This is a genomic window from Clostridium sp., assembly GCF_036569345.1.
Taxonomy (GTDB): Bacteria; Bacillota; Clostridia; order Clostridiales; family Clostridiaceae; genus Clostridium_AD.
In genome coordinates this window covers 18,134-37,676 of sequence record NZ_DATCQT010000049.1, presented here as the reverse complement: position 1 = coordinate 37,676, position 19,543 = coordinate 18,134, and the positions used below count along the sequence as shown (strand labels likewise).

General features: G+C 32.3%; 17 protein-coding genes. 16 read left to right on the top strand and 1 reads right to left on the bottom strand.

Annotation, left to right across the window (positions count from 1 at the left end; genetic code table 11):
* Positions 1–9: 9 nt before the first annotated feature.
* From VIM70_RS04770 to VIM70_RS04750, 5 genes are all read left to right on the top strand, one after another.
* Positions 10–984: a 2-keto-3-deoxygluconate permease gene (locus tag VIM70_RS04770; RefSeq protein ID WP_331944588.1), complete on the top strand. Its 975-nt coding sequence runs from the start codon at positions 10–12 to the stop codon at positions 982–984.
* Between the two features lie 20 nt (positions 985–1,004).
* Positions 1,005–2,219 (top strand): four-carbon acid sugar kinase family protein, encoded by a 1,215-nt coding sequence (locus tag VIM70_RS04765; RefSeq protein WP_331944587.1) that lies wholly within the window; start codon positions 1,005–1,007, stop codon positions 2,217–2,219.
* Entirely contained in the window at positions 2,220–3,197 is a 978-nt protein-coding gene (gene pdxA / locus VIM70_RS04760; RefSeq protein WP_331944586.1) for a 4-hydroxythreonine-4-phosphate dehydrogenase PdxA, read from the top strand.
* Between the two features lie 78 nt (positions 3,198–3,275).
* Complete coding sequence (larA, locus tag VIM70_RS04755; protein ID WP_331944585.1) at positions 3,276–4,550, top strand: nickel-dependent lactate racemase; 1,275 nt, start codon at positions 3,276–3,278, stop codon at positions 4,548–4,550.
* Between the two features lie 31 nt (positions 4,551–4,581).
* The gene (locus VIM70_RS04750) at positions 4,582–5,718 is read left to right on the top strand and encodes a glycerate kinase (RefSeq protein ID WP_331944584.1); all 1,137 of its coding nucleotides are present in this window, start codon (positions 4,582–4,584) and stop codon (positions 5,716–5,718) included.
* A gap of 9 nt (positions 5,719–5,727) precedes the next feature.
* On the opposite strand, the gene VIM70_RS04745 is transcribed toward VIM70_RS04750, so the two are convergent.
* The gene (locus VIM70_RS04745) at positions 5,728–6,147 is read right to left on the bottom strand and encodes a DUF3842 family protein (protein ID WP_331944583.1); all 420 of its coding nucleotides are present in this window, start codon (positions 6,145–6,147) and stop codon (positions 5,728–5,730) included.
* 365 nt (positions 6,148–6,512) lie between these two features.
* Between VIM70_RS04745 and cbiQ the strand changes: the two genes are divergently transcribed.
* From cbiQ to VIM70_RS04690, 11 genes are all read left to right on the top strand, one after another.
* Positions 6,513–7,466 (top strand): cobalt ECF transporter T component CbiQ, encoded by a 954-nt coding sequence (gene cbiQ / locus VIM70_RS04740; RefSeq protein WP_331944582.1) that lies wholly within the window; start codon positions 6,513–6,515, stop codon positions 7,464–7,466.
* The gene (locus tag VIM70_RS04735; protein ID WP_331944581.1) at positions 7,459–8,271 is read left to right on the top strand and encodes an ABC transporter ATP-binding protein; all 813 of its coding nucleotides are present in this window, start codon (positions 7,459–7,461) and stop codon (positions 8,269–8,271) included. Before cbiQ ends, VIM70_RS04735 begins: the two co-directional genes overlap by 8 nt.
* A gap of 33 nt (positions 8,272–8,304) precedes the next feature.
* Positions 8,305–9,327, top strand: a complete 1,023-nt coding sequence (gene cbiM / locus VIM70_RS04730; RefSeq protein WP_331944580.1) for a cobalt transporter CbiM — start codon at positions 8,305–8,307, stop codon at positions 9,325–9,327.
* A gap of 62 nt (positions 9,328–9,389) precedes the next feature.
* A complete protein-coding gene (locus VIM70_RS04725; RefSeq protein WP_331944579.1) occupies positions 9,390–10,892 on the top strand; it encodes an NAD(P)H-hydrate dehydratase in 1,503 nt (500 codons plus the stop codon).
* Between the two features lie 92 nt (positions 10,893–10,984).
* Positions 10,985–11,155 (top strand): hypothetical protein, encoded by a 171-nt coding sequence (locus VIM70_RS04720; protein ID WP_331944578.1) that lies wholly within the window; start codon positions 10,985–10,987, stop codon positions 11,153–11,155.
* A gap of 246 nt (positions 11,156–11,401) precedes the next feature.
* Entirely contained in the window at positions 11,402–13,345 is a 1,944-nt protein-coding gene (locus tag VIM70_RS04715) for a sigma-54-dependent Fis family transcriptional regulator (RefSeq protein ID WP_331944577.1), read from the top strand.
* Between the two features lie 244 nt (positions 13,346–13,589).
* Positions 13,590–16,205, top strand: a complete 2,616-nt coding sequence (adhE, locus tag VIM70_RS04710; RefSeq protein WP_331944576.1) for a bifunctional acetaldehyde-CoA/alcohol dehydrogenase — start codon at positions 13,590–13,592, stop codon at positions 16,203–16,205.
* Positions 16,206–16,310: 105 nt separating this feature from the next.
* Positions 16,311–16,445, top strand: a complete 135-nt coding sequence (locus tag VIM70_RS04705) for a hypothetical protein (protein WP_331944575.1) — start codon at positions 16,311–16,313, stop codon at positions 16,443–16,445.
* Positions 16,446–16,799: 354 nt separating this feature from the next.
* Positions 16,800–17,894, top strand: coding sequence for an ABC transporter ATP-binding protein (locus VIM70_RS04700; RefSeq protein ID WP_331944574.1), 1,095 nt, complete (start codon positions 16,800–16,802; stop codon positions 17,892–17,894).
* Position 17,895: 1 nt separating this feature from the next.
* Complete coding sequence (locus VIM70_RS04695; protein ID WP_331944573.1) at positions 17,896–18,753, top strand: ABC transporter permease; 858 nt, start codon at positions 17,896–17,898, stop codon at positions 18,751–18,753.
* The gene (locus tag VIM70_RS04690; protein WP_331944572.1) at positions 18,753–19,535 is read left to right on the top strand and encodes an ABC transporter permease; all 783 of its coding nucleotides are present in this window, start codon (positions 18,753–18,755) and stop codon (positions 19,533–19,535) included. Before VIM70_RS04695 ends, VIM70_RS04690 begins: the two co-directional genes overlap by 1 nt.
* Positions 19,536–19,543: the final 8 nt, after the last annotated feature.

The following is a 19,543-nucleotide window of genomic DNA, read 5'->3' as shown; positions in this document are numbered from 1 at the left end:
AGTAGCAATATGCAAATTAAAAGAACAATTGATAAAATACCAGGTGGGTTAATGGTTATACCTTTATTATTAGGTGCTACTGTTAATACTTTCTTTCCAGATGCATTAATGATAGGTGGATTCACAACTGCTATGTTTAAGCAAGGTGCTTTGGCAATTTTAGGTGTATTTTTATTTTGTATGGGATCTCAAATGAGCCCAAAGGTAGCACCAAAATCTCTTAAGAAAGGTGTCATTCTTACACTAACTAAATATGCCATTGGCGTAATAATAGGATTAGGTGTGGGGAAAATATTCGGACCAGCGGGACTTTTAGGATTAACACCTTTGGCTATTATAGCAGCCATGACCAATTCTAACGGTGGACTTTATGTGGCACTTGCAGGAGAATATGGAGATGAGACAGATGTAGGAGCTGTATCTGTTCTTTCTTTAAATGATGGACCATTTTTTACAATGATGGCGCTGGGTGCATCAGGACTCGCAACAATTCCTATTATGGCTTTTGTAGCTGTTATAGTTCCTATTGGACTCGGTATGATTCTAGGAAATGCAGATGAGGAAATGCGTAAGTTCTTAGCTCATGGAGAAAAATTACTTATACCATTCTTTGCTTTTCCCTTAGGAGCAGGAATGAATCTAGCTAATGTTTTCAAAGCAGGAGGATCAGGCATATTGTTAGGAATAATGACTGCAGTAATAACAGGTTTTGGTGGATATTATGCATTAAAAGCATTTGGAGAGAAGAGACCAATTGCAGGGCTTGCAGAGGGTTCCACAGCAGGTAATGCAGTAGGAACACCAGCAGCAATAGCAGCAGTTACAACAGGATTTGCACCATTAATAGTAGCAACTGCTACAGCACAGATAGCAGCTGCTTGTATTGTAACCGCATTTTTATGCCCAGCAATAGTTGTTTTTATGGATAAATATTTAAAGAAAAAGGAAAATGAATTACAGCAGGGTAATATTTCTGCAAATTAACATTAAAAGAGGTGCAAGACGTGGATAAATTTTTAATCATCGCGGATGATTTTACAGGGGCAAATGATACAGGAGTTCAATTAACAAAAAGAGGAATAAAAACTGATGTAATCTTTGAATTCAAATCTATAGAAGATAAAGAAAAATCTTTTGTAATTGATACTGAATCCAGAGGGCTTAGTAGCGAAGAGGCTTACAAAGATGTAGAATTAAAAATAAAAGATGCTTTTAAACATAATTTCAATTATGTTTATAAAAAGGTTGATTCTACTCTTAGGGGAAATATAGCCTCTGAAATTAAGGCGGTAGATAAATATTACAATGCTGATTTTATAATATTTGCACCTGCATACCCGGATAGCAATAGAACAACTATAGATGGCATCCAAAAAATAAATGGAACTCCAATTACTGAAACTGAAATGGCTAAGGATCCTATGAAACCAGTAGAAATAGATAATATAAATTTGTTGCTTAAAGATAAATTTGATGAAGAAGTTAATCATGTGTATTTGAAGGAAATAAGAGAAAACAAGATGGATTTATCTAAGGGAAGAATATTTACGTTTGATTCAGAAACAAATGAAGATTTGATATCAATAGTTAGAAAAATTATACCTCTTTGTAAAAAAGTACTGTGGGTGGGGTCAGCTGGTCTTGCTGATAGTATACTAAAAGTTAAAATGCCCACAAAACCCTGTATTGCAGTAATTGGAAGCATAAGTGAAGTTTCAAGAAAGCAACTTCATTATGCTAAGTCCAAAGGTATCAATATAATTAATGTTGATATTGAAAGTATTTTAATAAGTAAGGACACATTGAAAACTGTAGAAAATGCACTAGAAAAAATAAATCAAGGTCTAGATGTTATTATAGCTTCTACATATGAAAGAAAAGACTATGAAAAAGCAATAGAAAAAGGGAAAACATTAGGTTATAGCAGAGAAGACGTAAGTAAATTCACTCAAGATATATTAGGAGAAATTGCAGAAAAATTAATAAATCAAAATAAAATTTCTGGAATATTTTTAACTGGAGGAGATACCGCCATAGGAGTAATTAAAAAATTAGGTGTAAGTGGCACAAGTATAAAGCAGGAGTTAATGACTGGAATACCTCTTATGACCTTATTTGGTGGTGAAAGTAATGGCCTTAAAGTAATTACGAAAGCAGGTGCATTTGGAGAAGAAAATGCTATAGAATATTGTATGAGGAAGTTAAAGGAGGACATTTAAATGAATTTACTTGGAATTACTATGGGAGATCCTGCAGGAATAGGACCAGAAATTATATTTAGAGCTTTTGAAAAAAGAGATGATTTTAGAGAAAAGTCAATAATATTCGGAAGTTATAAAGTTTTAAAGTATTACGCACAACTACTAAACATTAATAAAAAATTAAATGTTATAAATACAATTAATGAATTTGATAAAGATATGATAAATATTATTGATGTTGTTGATTTAGATATGAATGATATTAAAATAGGAGAAGTATCAGCGCTGTGTGGTGATTCAGCTTATAAATATATAGAAAAGGCCATAGGCTTTGCTAAAAAAGGTGAAATAAAAGCTGTGGTCACTGCACCACTTAACAAAGAGGCACTTCATCTAGGAGGACATAATTTTGCTGGACATACAGAAATCTTTGCAAAGTTAACTGATACAAAAAAATACTCAATGATGCTTACGAATGGAGATTTTAGAGTCATTCACGTTTCCACTCACGTTTCTTTAAGAGAAGCTTGCGATAGAGTAAAAAAACAAAGAGTTTTAGAGGTAATAGAACTTGCTAATGATACTTTAAAAAGAATGAGAATAGTCAAACCAAGAATTGCAGTAGCGGGTCTTAACCCACATGCTGGTGAGTCAGGATTATTTGGGCGTGAGGAAATAGATGAAATTATTCCAGCAGTTGAAGAAGCATGTAAACTAGGAATTAATGTAGAAGGTCCAATTGCACCAGATACGGTATTTTTAAAAGCAAATAAGGGACAATATGATGTTGTTGTAGCTATGTATCATGATCAAGGGCACATACCCACAAAAATTTTAGCATTTGATACAGGAGTTAATATTACCGTAGGTCTCCCAATAATTAGAACATCAGTAGATCATGGAACAGCCTTTGACATAGCAGGGAAAGGTATTGCAAAAGGGGATAGTATGATAGAGGCGCTTATAGCGGCAGATCTTTTTTTAGAATTATCATAAAAGGGTTAAATTATAAAATACTGGGTGTAATAATCCAGTATTGTTTTTATATAAATCTTCAAATAGGAGGAGTAAAATATGACAAATATTGAATTACCATATGGACATGAGTGTCTTATAGTGCAAATACCAGAAGAGAGATTAAATGCTGTTCTAGTATCGGACATGCATCACTATAAATCAGAACTAAGTCAGGTGGAACTTGTAAAACGAGCAATTGAGAATCCTATAGGAACTCCAAGGTTAAAAGAAATGGTAAAGGGGAAAAATAAGGTTGTTATAATAGCAAGTGATCATACAAGACCAGTGCCAAGCAAGGTTATTATGCCTTTAATGCTTGCTGAAATAAGAATGGGTAATCCGAGTGTCGATATAACAATATTAATAGCAACAGGATGCCATAGAGGAACAACTGTAGCCGAATTAGAATCTAAATTTGGACCTGAGATAATGGCTAATGAAAAAATATATGTTCACGACTGTGAAGACGAGAGCATGTTAGTTGATATAGGAGCACTCCCATCAGGAGGAAGACTCATAATAAACAAACTTGCACTAGAAGCAGATCTTCTTGTGTCTGAAGGATTCATAGAACCACACTTTTTTGCAGGTTATTCAGGTGGAAGAAAAAGTGTACTACCTGGAATTGCAAGCAGAACAACAGTTATGTATAATCATAATGCTACTTTTATAGACAGCGATAAATCAAGAAGTGGTATTATTGATGGAAATCCAATCCACAGAGATATGCTTTATGCTGCAAGAACAGCAAGATTAGATTTCATAGTAAATGTAGTGATAAACTCTGACAAGGAAGCAATTTTTGCTGTAGCAGGAGACTGTGATTTGGCTCATATTGAGGGACGTAACTTTTTAAACAGTCAATGCAAAGTTAAAAGTGTGCCTTCAGACATAGTTATTACAACTAATGGAGGATACCCTTTAGACCAAAATATCTACCAGGCAGTCAAATGCATGACGGCTGCAGAAGCTACCATAAATAAAGGTGGAGTAATGATAATAGCTGCAAAATCAAATGATGGTCACGGAGGAGAACAGTTCTACAAAACTTTCAAAGAAGAGAAAGATGTAAATAAAATGTTAGATGAATTCCTCGCAACAAAAAGTGAGGAAACTATTCCAGACCAATGGCAGTCTCAAATATTTGCACGTATTTTAAAAAACACAAAAGTTGTATATATATCAGATGCTCCAGATAATATAGTAACAGACTTGCATATGATTCCAGCACATTCTGTAGAAGAGGCAATTGCAAAAGCTGATGAGATCTTAGGAAAGAAGGATTCAAAAATTACTATTATTCCTGACGGAGTATCAGTAATAGTTCTTTAAACCAAGAATAAAAATTATAAAGGAGATAATGATGAAAAAAGTAGTTTTAATACCTGATTCATTTAAAGGCACACTTAGTTCCACGCAGATATGTGAAATTATAGAGAAAAAAATTAATGAACATTTTCCTAAGTGCCAAGTTATTTCAATACCAGTAGCCGATGGTGGTGAGGGTAGTGTAGATTGCTTCCTTACAGCATTGGGTGGTGAAAAGATAAATTTGGTTGTTAAAAATCCTTATTTTGAAGATATGGATTCATTTTATGGAATCATTGACAAAGGTAATACAGCTGTAATAGAAATGGCATCTTGTGCTGGACTTCCACTTGTTGAAGATAGAAAGGATCCTAGAAAAACTACTACTTACGGTGTTGGACAACTAATTTTAGATGCTGCGAGTAGAGGAGTAAAAAAAATAATTGTAGGACTTGGCGGAAGTAGTACAAATGATTGCGGCTGTGGCGCTGCAGCAGCAATAGGAGTGAAGTTTTTTAACGACAAAGGTGAGGTGTTTATTCCTACAGGGGGAACAACCCATGATATTGCAAGTATTGATGTGTCAAGCAAGGCCGAAGTCCTAAATGGAATTGAAATAGTCACAATGTGTGATATTGATAATCCAATGTACGGACCAACAGGTGCAGCTCATGTTTTCGGACCACAAAAGGGTGCGGATGCAGAAATGGTATTATTTCTGGATGAAGGGATTAAAAACATTTCAGAAGTAATAAAAAAAGATTTGTTCATGGATCTGAGTAAAGTACCTGGATCAGGTGCTGCAGGGGCAATGGGTGCTGGAATGATAGCATTCTTTGGATCTACATTGCAGATGGGAATAGAAACAGTTCTGGACACGGTTAATTTTAGTGATGTTATTAAAGGTTCAGATATGATATTTACTGGTGAAGGAAAGATTGATTTCCAAAGTTTAAGGGGAAAAGTAGTTATTGGAGTGGCTAAAAGGGCGAAACTTCAGAATATCGACGTGTCGGTTATTACAGGCGGAGCAGACAAAGGAATAGACGAGGCGTACGACATGGGTGTAACTTCTATTTTTTCAATAAATAGATTACCGGAAGCTTTTGAAACAAGTCGCTATAAAAGTGTGGAAAACATGACTTTCGCAGTAGATAACATTCTTCGTATGATTAAGAGTGTTAAGCATTAAAGTTTAAAACTATAGTTTCATATTACTTTTTATATCAAATACAATTTCTTCAATTATATCTTTGATTTGTAAATTTCTTGTTCCTGGTATATAAATACCATGTTTCTGTAGTGGAAGTATATATTTAGTACAATCCATATTAAATATGGAGTTTGAAATCATGGGAGTAACTTCTCCGTTTATACCACCACTACATATTATTCCAATAGGTCCAATTATACTATCAATTTTATTTGTCCTGCAAAATGAACAAATTGCACTCTCACCACTTATACCAACATTTGCACCGGATTTTACCATGTTAGAAGTAGCAAATGTATTTGTACCAAGTGCAATTATATATATATCAAGGCCTATTTCTTTACGAATTTTTTTAATAATTGTTTGTCCTAGGCCTGCTCCTTGTGCGTCTATTACAGCAATCTTCATGGTAATACCTCCATTTTGAATAAAGTCATATTAAATTTATATACATGAAGATTATTATACTATAAGATAGAGATATATCCTATTTTTAGCATAAACAAAAATATAATATAAATTGCTTATGTGGTTTTACAAGAATTGGTATTTACAAATTAAAATTCATATGATACTATGCAGTTGTATGCTACGAGAGTATATAATTATTTCAATAATAAATAAATTTGATTAATAGCCACGAAGGCTGATTTCTGCAGAGCAGTTATCAATTTTTGTGGTTTTTATTTTTTGATAAATTTTAAGTGAATCTAAATATGATACATAATTTACTAGTTATAAGGGGCCTAAAAAGAATACTAAGGAGAAAATAAATGAATTCGAAAAATCAAGTACCGGAGTGGTTGTTAAACAGTGGAGAAATAGGAATGTGTCCATGTGGGTGTATTGGTAAAAGAAAGAAAGTTAGTTTTTTAGAAAAAACTATTAATGGAATTGCTAAACTTTTAAAGGAAGTCATTTATTTCGAGGATATAGCCTTTCAAGAAGGCTTTTTACAAAAGTTAGACCCAAGAGTAAAGGTTATATCTTTAATTATATTAATATTAACATCTACTTTGCTTAATAATGTGATTATATTAATGGCTCTTTATTTGTTATCATGTATTTTAGCAAAGATATCATATGTACCATTAAAATTATATTTTAAACGCATATGGTTAATTACGCCCCTGTTTACAGGAATTGCGGTATTACCATCAATTTTTAACTTTGTGAGGCCCGGAACTAGTTTAATATCACTTATAAACTTTGGACATCAAGTGCATTTGGGTCCACTCACATTTCCGGCCGAACTTACCATTACGAGCCAGGGAGTGTTAGGAGCTATTTTATTAATTGTCAGAGTTGGTATTTCAATTTCTCTTGCTTTTATATTTACGAATACCACCCGCTGGACTGATTTAATGAAGGCATTTAGGGTTTTATTTTTACCTAAAATATTTATTACAACATTGGAAATGTGTTATCGTTATATCTTTATATTACTAAATATTACAACGGATATGTTTATCGCTAGAAAAAGTAGAACATTCAGCAAAATTGATTCAAGAGAGGGTCGCCGCTTTGTCTCAAGTTCAATTGGAAGTCTATTTGGTAAAAGTTATGCCTTAAGTGAAGAAGTGTATTCAGCTATGCTATCAAGAGGGTATAAAGGCGAGCCAGTTATTATGAATAGGTTTAAATTTACTTTGCTCGATTTTCAATGGCTTTTATGCGTAATAATTTGTGCTTTGGCAGCTTTTGGAGGTGAGATTATTCTTGGATAAGGAAAAAATAATGCAACTACGAGATGTTTCATTTGAATATCTAAAAGATGAAACGGTACTTAAAGATATAAACCTAGATATTTACAGTGGTGAAAAATTAGTTATTTTAGGTGCTAATGGCTCAGGAAAATCTTCACTTCAAAAAATTCTTAACGGTTTGATATTTCCAAGTAAAGGCGAGTATAATGCCTTTGGTCAAATTGTTACTGAAGATTCATTAAATGATGAACAATTCTCAAAGGCTTTTCGCCAAAGGATTGGATACATATTTCAAAATTCGGATGCCCAATTATTTTCTACCAATGTATGGGAAGAAATAGCTTTTGGACCTTTGCAGATGAAGCTTAGCTTTAAAGAAGTAAAAAAGCGAGTAGATGGGGTTATTCAAATGCTTAACTTAGAATCATTAAAAGATAGGCCACCTTACAAATTAAGTGGTGGTGAGAAAAAGAAAGTAGCTATTGCCTCCGTATTATCAATAAATCCTGAAGTTTTGATATTGGATGAACCAACTAATGGATTAGATCCCCGTACTCAAAGATGGCTTATAAATTTATTGGTAGAACTTAATAAAGCAGGCAAGACTTTAATTACGTGCACTCATAATCTTGACATTGTTGAAGAAATTGCTGATAGGGTAATAGTTTTCAATGAAGATCATAAGATAGTTGCGCAGGGTTCACCTAAGGATATATTATCAAATAAAGAATTATTACTTTCTGTAAATCTTATAGATGAGCATTATCACAGGCATGTTCATGTATTTGACCAAGGAGAACAGCGTGATCACAATCATTATGAATAATATAATGTTATTAAATCTTTAGGAGGGGATATTATGCACATACCTGATGGATATTTAAGTCCACAAACCTGCGTAGTCCTGGGGATGGTAGCAGTTCCAATAATAGGCATAGCAGCAGTAAAGTTAAAAAAGACATTAAAGGACAAACAAGTTCCACTACTCGCAATTGGAGCAGCTTTCTCGTTTACAATTATGATGTACAATATACCAATACCAGATGGTACTACAGCACATGCGGTTGGAGCTTCAATTTTGGCAATAATTTTGGGACCTTGGGCTGCTACAGTAGGGGTGAGTATTGCGCTAATAATTCAAGCATTTTTCTTTGGAGATGGTGGGATTCTTACACTTGGGGCAAATATCTTCAACATGGCATTTGTTATGCCCTTTGTGAGTTATTACATATATAAGTTAATATCAGGTAATTCAGAAATTACTTCAAAACGTAGATTTATTGGTTCAATTATAGCTGGATATGTAGCAATTTCTATTGGAGCCTTGTGTACTGGAATTGAGCTTGGGCTACAACCATTATTATTTCATAAACTTGATGGAACCCCTTTGTACGCACCATATACTATGATGCAAACTGTTCCTACCATGTTGTTTGCCCATCTTACTTTAGCTGGTCCTCTGGAAGGCATGGTGACAGGACTTGTAGTAAGATATATGCAAAAATCAAATCCAACCATGCTCCAAATCTATCCACCACAAAAATCATCAACTGAAAAATTGAAGATAATAGGTGGTATAAAAAAGTATTGGTATGTTTTGATTGCTTTAATGATTTTTGCTCCTATCGGATTATTAGCTAAAGGTACTGCCTATGGAGAATGGACAGGAAATGAGCTAAAATCAAAAATTGGATTTATTCCAGAAGGAATGACAAGGCTTTCTGATAAATGGAAATCATTTATGCCACATTATTCTATACCTGGATTCGGGAGTACTTTCTTTAAGTCATCTTTAGGGTATATATTTTGTGCAATTGTTGCTTTAGCAATAATATTGACTATAACTGGAATCATAAGTTTGCAGCAGAAAAGAAAACACTAACATCTTGATTAATCATGAAAATAAAACTGCAATTACTTTTGCAGTTTTGGAGGGAAATGAAAATGAAGATTGCAACAGCACAGATAATGAGAAAAATCGATCAGTATTGTATAGACGTTTTAGGGATTCCAGGTATTGTACTAATGGAAAATGCAGCACTAAAGGTAATGAAAAATATACCCGAAAATATTAAAAGCTTCGTAATTGTTTGCTCAAGTGGGAACAATGGTGGAGATGGTTTTGTAGTAGCAAGGCATCTACTCAATAGAGGAAATTATGTTGAGGTATTTTTTCTTGGGTCAGAGGAGAATATGAGTCTTGATGCAATGGTCAATCTTAATATTATAAGAAATATGGGTATGAAAATAACAAAAGTGAATAATAATGAGGATTTGGAAATTTTAAGAGAAAGTATAACTCACTCCGAAACTACTATTGATGCAATTTTTGGAACAGGACTATCTAGAGAAGTTGAAGGTATTTATTCTCTAGCAATTACAATAATGAATGAAAATAGCAAGTATATTTTATCAATTGATGTACCATCGGGTTTTGAGTGCGATAGTGGAAAAGTCATGGGAATTTGTATTAAAAGTAATAAAACGGTTACATTTGAACTTTATAAAAAAGGTTTTATTGGATATGATGCGGATTCTCTTACTGGAGAAATTGTTATAGAGAAGATTGGAATTCCAACAAGTGTAGTAGATAAATTTCATGAAAATGAATATATAATGGATATAGACTTTATTAAAAAGACAATTAAAAAAAGAAATAAATATTCACATAAAGGTGATTATGGAAGAACACTTATTTTGGCAGGATCACTAGGGTTTACAGGCGCTGCTTATATTTCAACACAGGCCGCTGTTCGAAGTGGAGCTGGGCTTGTTACACTAGGCTGTGATAGCTCAATTCAAAACATACTAAGTGGAAAATTAGTTGAAGCTATGACCTTCTCAACAAATGATGAAAAGAAGTTAAATTCATTAATAACTAAGAGTAATTGTATTGCAATCGGTCCAGGACTCGGAAATAACAATGATACTCTAAAGTTACTTGAAAAAATATTATCGAATTCTAAATGTCCTGTTATAATTGATTCAGATGGTTTAAATGTGCTTGAGGGCAACCTTGAAATGCTTAGAAATAGTAAATGTCAGATAGTTCTTACACCTCATATGGGAGAAATGGCAAGAATATCTGGATTTTCAATAGATGAAATAAATAAAAATAAAATAGATATAGCAAAAGAATTTGCAAAAAAATACGATGTTGTTTTGTTACTCAAAGGATTTAATACAATAATTACGGATGGTAAAACGTTGCAAATCAACCCTACTGGAAGTAGCGCAATGGCATCAGGGGGAATGGGAGACTGCTTAACGGGTATTATAGCTTCGTTCATATCTCAAGGTTATGATATCATGAGTGCAGCATGTGCTGGTGCATATGTTCACGGTTACTGTGGGGATAAACTTTCAAATGAAATGTTTTGTGTAAATGCAAATCATATTTTAGAATCACTCCCTTTTATAATAAAAGAAATTCAAGATTTAGATTAATACTATTAATGATTTCTAACAAGGTGCTACTCAAAAGATCATTTGTGGGGTATAATAAATTAGTAGAATAATAAGAAATAGAGGGTAAAAATATGAAAAATGATATTAGCAAAAACATGGAAATAATGAAAAAAGTTATTGAAGAAAAAAAAGCAAAATCTTCAGCGCAAAAGAATACTAGGCGAGCATCAATTAACGGATCGCAAAGTTCATCATCAGGCAATGGTGGAGGTCTAGTTGGTAAAAATAACAGGGGGCTTTAAATAAATTTCCTTGTTATTTTTATGATATATTCTTCTAATTGAAAGTAAAGTTCCTATAGGGGTGCCATTTGGTATCCTTATATTTATGCAATGATACAGTTGTTACAGGTATCCCAAAGACCTCCATTGCATATCTTCCAATATAGCAGTATGATTATTTTAATGTAAACGATATATGTATACCTCCCGTTCTATTATATTCAGAAAAAAAGTGAAATAAACTTGACTATAAGGAGGCATTTAAAATTGGAGATTGAACTTAGAAAACAAATATCTACACCAGAAGTTATAAAAAACAAATTAGATATAATTAAAAGATCGCATGAAAGATCAGTAGTTTATGGTATTGAAAAAGGAGTAATATTCCCTAAAAGAATACTAAAGCTAGAAGAGCTTGAAAATAAAATAAATAAAAATAGAAAGCTTTTAAATATAGCTTCTAGATTTATGGTAACTTTATATGAATTTCTAAAGGGATCAGGTTTTTTTATAATTTTACTTGATAATGAATGTTGCATTTTAAAAGTTCTAGGAGATGAAGATGTAGTAAAAGAGGCATTAAGTTTAAATATGGTAGTTGGTGCTTATATGTCAGAAAGTAGTATAGGAACAACTGCAATGGGTATTGCTATGGAAGAACACATTCCTATTCAAATTTCTGAAAAAGAACATTTTGTTACTGCATATCAAAGATGGACTTGCTCTGCAGCACCAATTCACGATGTAGATGGAAATGTAATAGGATTACTTAATCTAACTGGTGGTAGGGAAAAAGTTCAAAAACATACACTTGGCCTAATAGTTTCAGCTGTGAAATGCATTGAAAATCAAATAAAGGTTGAACATATAAATAATAGATTGCTAGAGACTTATCAATACATGAGTACAGTTGTAGATTCTATTTATTTGGGTATTTATGTGATAAATAACGAGGGAATTTTAAAAACCATAAATAAAGAAGCCTGTAGTATTTTACGTATAAAAGAAGAAGATATCGTTGGTAAAACAGTGGATACTATCCTACCTGATTGGATAAATATATTTGAAAAGATTGTAAAAGGAAATGTTTATAATAATTTTGAGGTAACTTTAAGCAATGAAACAACAAAAACTAGATACAATGTATCTGCAACTCCAATAGAAGTTGATAATGAAGTTAAAGGTTTGGTTATTGTGTTTACGGCAATAAAAGAGGTAATTAAATCTGCAAATAAATATAGTAGTGGTAAAGCAGTTTATAATTTTGAAGATCTTGTTGGGAATAGTCACGAAATTAAAAAGGTAATAGAATATGCTAAGGCAATAAGTTCTTCTCCGTCTACCGTTCTTATTCAAGGTGAAAGCGGAACTGGGAAAGAACTGTTGGCTCAATCTATCCATAATTACGGGGATAGAAGTAATAAAACATTTATGGCTATTAATTGTGGAGCTATTTCCAAAAATCTCATAGAAAGTGAACTGTTTGGCTATGAGGATGGTTCCTTTACAGGAGCTAGAAGAGGAGGATGTGCAGGTAAGTTTGAACTTTCAAGTGGAGGTACGCTCTTTTTAGACGAAATAGGTGAGATGCCACTTGAGATGCAAGTTAATCTTTTGAGGGTTCTGCAGGAGGGATATATAACTAGAGTTGGAGGAGATAAAATAATTCCTGTGGATGTAAGAATTATAGCTGCAACATATAAAGATTTAAAGAAAGAAGTTGAAAAAGGAAGATTTAGAGAAGATTTGTTCTATAGGTTAAGTGTTATTCCAATAAAAATCCCACCACTTAGAGAAAGAAAAGGAGATTTACCAATTCTCATTGATTATCTTTTGAAGATAAAGGCTGATAAATTAAACAAGAGGCTTACAATTATGAGTGCAAGTATATATGAAAAAATGATAAATTATAATTGGCCCGGAAACGTACGTGAATTAGAAAATTGTATTGAAAATATAGTAAATTTAAATGGTGAAAGTACAAAGGTCTTTGATGATCATGAAAAAAATAATGTTATAGTTAACGATGATCCAAATAAAGTATTAACTATAGAAAATAAAAAAATTTGCACTTTAGCAGAATTAGAAAAAAAAGAAATAATAAAAGCAATGAATCAAAATGAATGTAATATGACGAAAATAGCAAAAGATTTAGGTATAACTAGAGCAACCTTGTATTCTAAAATAAAAAGGTACGATATAACTAGGTAAAAACTCAAATAAACATAACAACCATATGAAATAGTAGATTGTAAAGAAATTATACAGTGCTCAAAAATAATACGCCAGAATATGGAAAAAGGCATAAAAAATATACAACAGCACTGAGGTAGACTCCATTATACCAACGAATTCGTTCTAAAAATTATTGGCACAATATTTGCTCTATATAAATTTATAGTTGAGCAGAATATTTAAAGCAACTAAATTTGACGAATGAGGTGGTCTTATCAAAGTGGGAAATATTAAAATACCTAAGAAGACAACTACAGAGAGAGTTACAAATGCTGAAGAATTAGATATTAGAATGGCTGAAGTTAGAGAAGCACAAAGAAAATACTCTACTTTCACTCAAGAGCAGGTAGACCATATATTTAAAGAAGCATCAATCGCAGCTAATGTTCAAAGAATTCCTTTAGCAAAGTTAGCAGTTGAAGAAACTGGAATGGGACTTGTTGAAGATAAAGTTATAAAAAATCATTATGCTTCGGAATATATATATAATTGTTATAAAGATTCACAAACTGTTGGAGTTTTCGAACATGATGAAGCAGGTGGTATATCTAAAATCTATGAACCAATTGGTGTACTAGCTGCAGTTGTGCCAACTACAAATCCAACATCTACAGGAATATTCAAAGCTCTTATAGCTTTGAAAACCCGGAATGGTATCGTTTTCTCTCCACATCCAGGGGCTAAAAAATGTACAATTGCAGCAATTAAAGTAGTAAGAGATGCGGCAGTCGCTGCAGGTGCACCAAAGGATATAATTGCATGGGTAGATGAGCCTTCTATAGAACTTTCAGGCCTTGTTATGAAATCAGCAGATTTAATACTTGCAACAGGTGGTCCAGGAATGGTTAAAGCCGCTTATTCATCTGGAAAACCAGCTGTTGGAGTTGGTTCAGGAAATACACCAGCAATTATTGATGACACAGCTGATATTAAAATGGCTGTAAGCTCAATTTTACTTTCTAAGAATTTTGATTATGGAACAATATGCGCATCTGAACAGACTGTAATCGTTATGGAGAGTATCTATGCGCAGGTTAGAAAAGAATTTATTAAAAGAGGAGCTTATTTCCTTACACCAGACGAAACAGAAAAAATAAGAAAAGTAATATTAGTTGATGGTAGATTAAATCCTAAACAGGTAGGTAGATCAGCTTCAACTATAGCAGCCCTTGGAGGAATTAAACTTCCAGAAGAAACAAAAGTTCTTATAGGAGAAATTGAATCCGTAGAACTTGAAGAAGAATTTTCCCATGAAAAATTATCTACAGTACTTGGTATGTATAAGGTTAAAACTTTTGAAGAAGCACTAGCTAAGGCAGAAAGACTTGTTGTTCTTGGAGGATATGGTCACAGCAGCGTATTATGGACTCATAGAACTAAATCTAAAGATAGAATAGCTAAGTTTAGTTCACTTATGAGAACAGGAAGAATTATGATAAATATGCCATCATCTCAAGGAGGAATAGGCGATATATTCAACTTTAAGACTGCTCCATCATTAACACTTGGTTGTGGATCATGGGGTGGAAATTCTGTTTCAGAAAATGTTGGAATTAAACATCTATTAAACATTAAGAATTTAGCGCAGAGGAGAGAAAATATGCTTTGGTTTAAAGTTCCTGAAAGAGTTTATTTTAAATATGGTTGCCTTGAACTCGCTATAAAAGAACTAAAGGTATTGGGCAAGAAAAAAGTATTTATAGTAACTGATCAGATTCTTGTTGATCTTGGAATTGTGCATAGAGCTACAAGAGTTTTAACGGAACTTGGAATAGAGTTTAAGGTATTCTCAGATGTATTACCAGATCCAACCCTTGCTACAGCAAGAGCAGGTGTTGAGCAATTGAACGGATTTAAACCAGATACAATTATGTCAATTGGTGGAGGATCACCAATAGATGCAGCTAAAATCATGTGGGTATTGTATGAACACCCAGAAGTAAGATTCGAAGATTTAGCTATGAGATTTATGGATATTAGAAAGAGAGTTTATAAATTTCCTGTAATGGGTTCAAAATGCTATATGGTCGCAGTACCAACGACAGCAGGTACTGGTTCAGAAGTTACCCCATTTGCAGTAATTACTGATGAAAAGACACAAATGAAATATCCATTAGCTGATTATGAATTACTTCCAAATATGGCTATAGTAGATGCTGAACTTATGATGAATATGCCAAGGGGACTCACGGCAGCGTCAGGTATAGATGCTTTAACTCATGCTCTGGAATCTTATGTATCAGTTATGGCTTCAAACTTTACTGATGGATTAGCTTTAGAAGCAATTAAATTAATATTTACGAATTTACCACTCGCATACAGTGAGGGTCAAACTAATATTAAAGCAAGAGAAGGTATGGCTCATGCTTCATCAATCGCCGCTATGGCATTTGGTAATGCATTCCTAGGAGTTTGTCATTCAATGGCACATAAACTAGGAGCAAAACATCATGTACCACACGGTGTCGCTAACGCATTATTAATTAATGAAGTTATAAAATACAATGCCGTAGAAAACCCAAGAAAACAAGGTACTTTTCCACAATATGAATATCCAAATGCTAAGAGAAGATATGCAATTATTGCAGAAACCCTAAACTTAGGTGGAAGTACAGATGATGAAAAGGTAGATTTATTAATTAAAGCTATTCAAATGCTTAAAGACACAGTAAACATTCCTAAAACAATAAATGCAGCAGGAATTAAAAAAGAAGACTTTTATGCAACACTCGATGAAATGTGTGAATTAGCGTTTGATGATCAATGTACAGGTGCTAATCCAAGATATCCATTAATCAGAGAAATTAAAGAAATGTATATTAAAGTATTTGAATAAGAGTTTAATAACAGTTTAAATTATTAAATAAGTTTAAAAAGTATATATTTAAGAGTTATAACACATATAAAAACAACAGTATACCTGAGAGGATGGTGTAAATGTATGAATGTAGATGTAAAAAATATGACAAATGAACAAATGAAAGATAAACTCATGGAAATTAAAATAGAAAATCTTAAGAAGGTCGATGAGCAAAGACAACTTGAAAATAAAATTAAAAATATCAAAGTAAGATAGGTAGGAAAGTTCCATGAGGAGATTGTTCAACAGATAAAAGATTATATTACATCTATGTTTTATTTAAAAATAATGGTAGTAATTTATAGGTCACTTTACTCCTTTTTAGGATAAAGTGACCTATTTTTGTGGTACAACCTATAAAATTATTATAATAGTTTACAAAACATCCCAATATAGTTATACTATTATAAACAAGTATGATTACTAGGTAACATATTAATAACCCTTATCATATAATATAATATAACCAGGGTATAATATCAAATTTATGAATATTGTGGTATAATATTCATAAATAATTTTTAAAACTATGTATTTAAGTAAAAGCGATACGGGAGGAGACTTTAAAAATTGTCAGAAATTATATTAGAAATGGACAATATAATAAAAAAGTTTGAAAATCAAGAAGTAATTAAGAATATATCGCTCTCGATAAATAAAGGTGAGTTTTTAACACTACTAGGACCAAGTGGTTGTGGGAAAACAACAACCCTTCGAATAATTGCAGGTTTTGAAACTCCAACAAGTGGAAGTGTTCTACTTGAGGGAAAACATGTTGAAAATAAGCAACCTAACGAGAGAAATGTAAATACAGTATTTCAAAATTACGCACTATTTCCACATATGAATGTATTTGATAATATAGCATATGGACTAAAAATTAAAAAGGTTAATAAGGTAGAAATAAAAAAAAGAGTTCTGGAAATGCTTAGTTTAATGCAGCTAGAGGGATATGAAAAAAGAAAAACAGATCAATTAAGTGGTGGTCAAAAGCAAAGGGTTGCAATAGGTAGGGCATTAATAAATGATCCTAAAATATTACTTTTAGACGAACCTTTAGGTGCACTTGATTTAAAACTTAGAAAGCAAATGCAAGTTGAACTTAAAAAACTTCAAAAAAAATTACAGATTACTTTTGTATATGTTACCCATGATCAAGAGGAAGCACTTAATATGTCAGATAGAATAGCAGTGATGAATGAAGGAATTATAGAGCAGATAGGAAGCCCAGAAGATATATATGAAAGACCGAAGACAAAATTTGTAGCAAGCTTTATTGGAGAATCTAATTTAATTAAAGTTAAGATAAAAAAAAATGATGAGGAAAACATATCTGTAGAATTTGGTGGATATGAGATGAATGTAATTTATAAAAATTATGATAATATAAAAAATAAGGAAAGCTACATTTTAATAAGACCAGAAAATATTAAATACACTAAGGTAAAACCTCAAAATGGATTCAAACCTCCATATGGACTTAAATCAACAATAAAAGAACATAGTTATATTGGATCTATTATTAAAACTACAGCAGAACTTGAAGGCGGTCACGAAATTATAGTTTATGATTATGATAAGAAAAAAGATTTAATAGGTATAGGTAGTGAGGTCTGGGTGTATTTTGAACCTGAAGATGTAGTTATAGTTGAAGAAGGTGAATAAAATGAGAAAGAAAAATGATAATATTTTAAAGAGTTTAACTATAGTACCTATATCCTTTTGGATACTTTTTTTTGTTGCAATACCTCTTTTATATATTGTGTTTATTAGCTTTATGCAAAGAGGTGATGATGGTAGTATAGTTTATATACCCACAATTTCAAATTATACAAGAATGGCTAACTCATTATACGTTAAGGTGTTTTGGGACTCAATAATAGTAGCTTTTATTACAACTTTATTTACCTTAGTTTTTGGATACCCTTTTGCGTACTTTGCAACTAGAATAAAGAAATATAAAATTATAATTATGATGCTAATAATGGCACCATTTCTAACTAATTCATTAATACGTACTTATGGTTGGATTGTAATCCTTAGTACTGAAGGAATGTTAAATCATATATTTCTTAAAATTGGAATAGTAAAAGAACCTCTGAAACTGTTATATTCTTATGGAGCAGTAATGATTGGAATGATATACACAATGTTTCCATTTATGGTACTTCCACTATATAATTCTATAGATAAATTGGACAAAGCTTATATTGAAGCAGCTAAAGATCTTGGAGCAAGTAAATGGGAGACTTTTAGAACCGTTACGATTCCGCTAACCATGCCAGGAATAGTAGCTGGTTGTATTTTGGTATTCATACCATCTGTAGGACTATTTTTTATACCAGATTTAATGGGCGGAAGCAATGTAATGCTTATTGGAAATCTAATTAGAAATCAATTTTTGGAAGCAAATGATTGGCCTTTTGGGGCAGCTTTATCAATAGTAATGATTTCTTTGTCTTTAATTTTAATCTTAGTTTACGTAAAGATTATTGGTAAAAAGTTAGACGCGGAGGTGTTCTAATGAATTCAAAATTATCTATAGGACTTGAGCGAACATATATATTATTTATATTTGCGTTTTTATATGTTCCAATAGCAATTATTATTATGTACTCTTTTAATGCAGGTAATTCAAATGTAGTTTTTAGTGGATTTACTCTTGATTGGTACACTAAGTTATTTAATGATGATAATGTAATTACTGCACTTACAAATAGTTTAACCATTGCAACAATGAGCACTGCCATATCAGCAATAATTGGAACGCTTGGAGCTCTTGGTCTAAAGAGGTATGAATTTAAAGGAAAATCAGTAATAAGTTTATTAATTTATATCCCCATTGTAATTCCAGAAATAATTATGGGAATATCATTACTAGTATTTTTCTCAATACTTCAGATGGATTTCGGTATACTTACATTAGTACTAGCACATACAACCTTTTGTATACCATTTGTACTTATAAATGTTAAATCAAGACTTTCGGGTTTTGACATGTCAATTGAAGAGGCGGCGATGGATTTAGGGGCAACAAAACTTACGGTGTTTAGAACAATTACACTTCCAATTATTTTTCCAGCAGTTGTTTCAGGTGCCATGCTTGCATTCGCACTATCTCTGGATGATGTAATTATAAATATCCTGTTAAGTGGACCAGAAAGTACTACGCTTCCAATTAAGATATTCGCAATGTTACGATTTGGGCAATCACCCGAAATAAATGCATTGTGTTCGATAATGCTATTAACAACTTTTGTTGTTTTAATATTATCACAAGGTATAAAACTAAAAAGGGATAAATAGAATATATA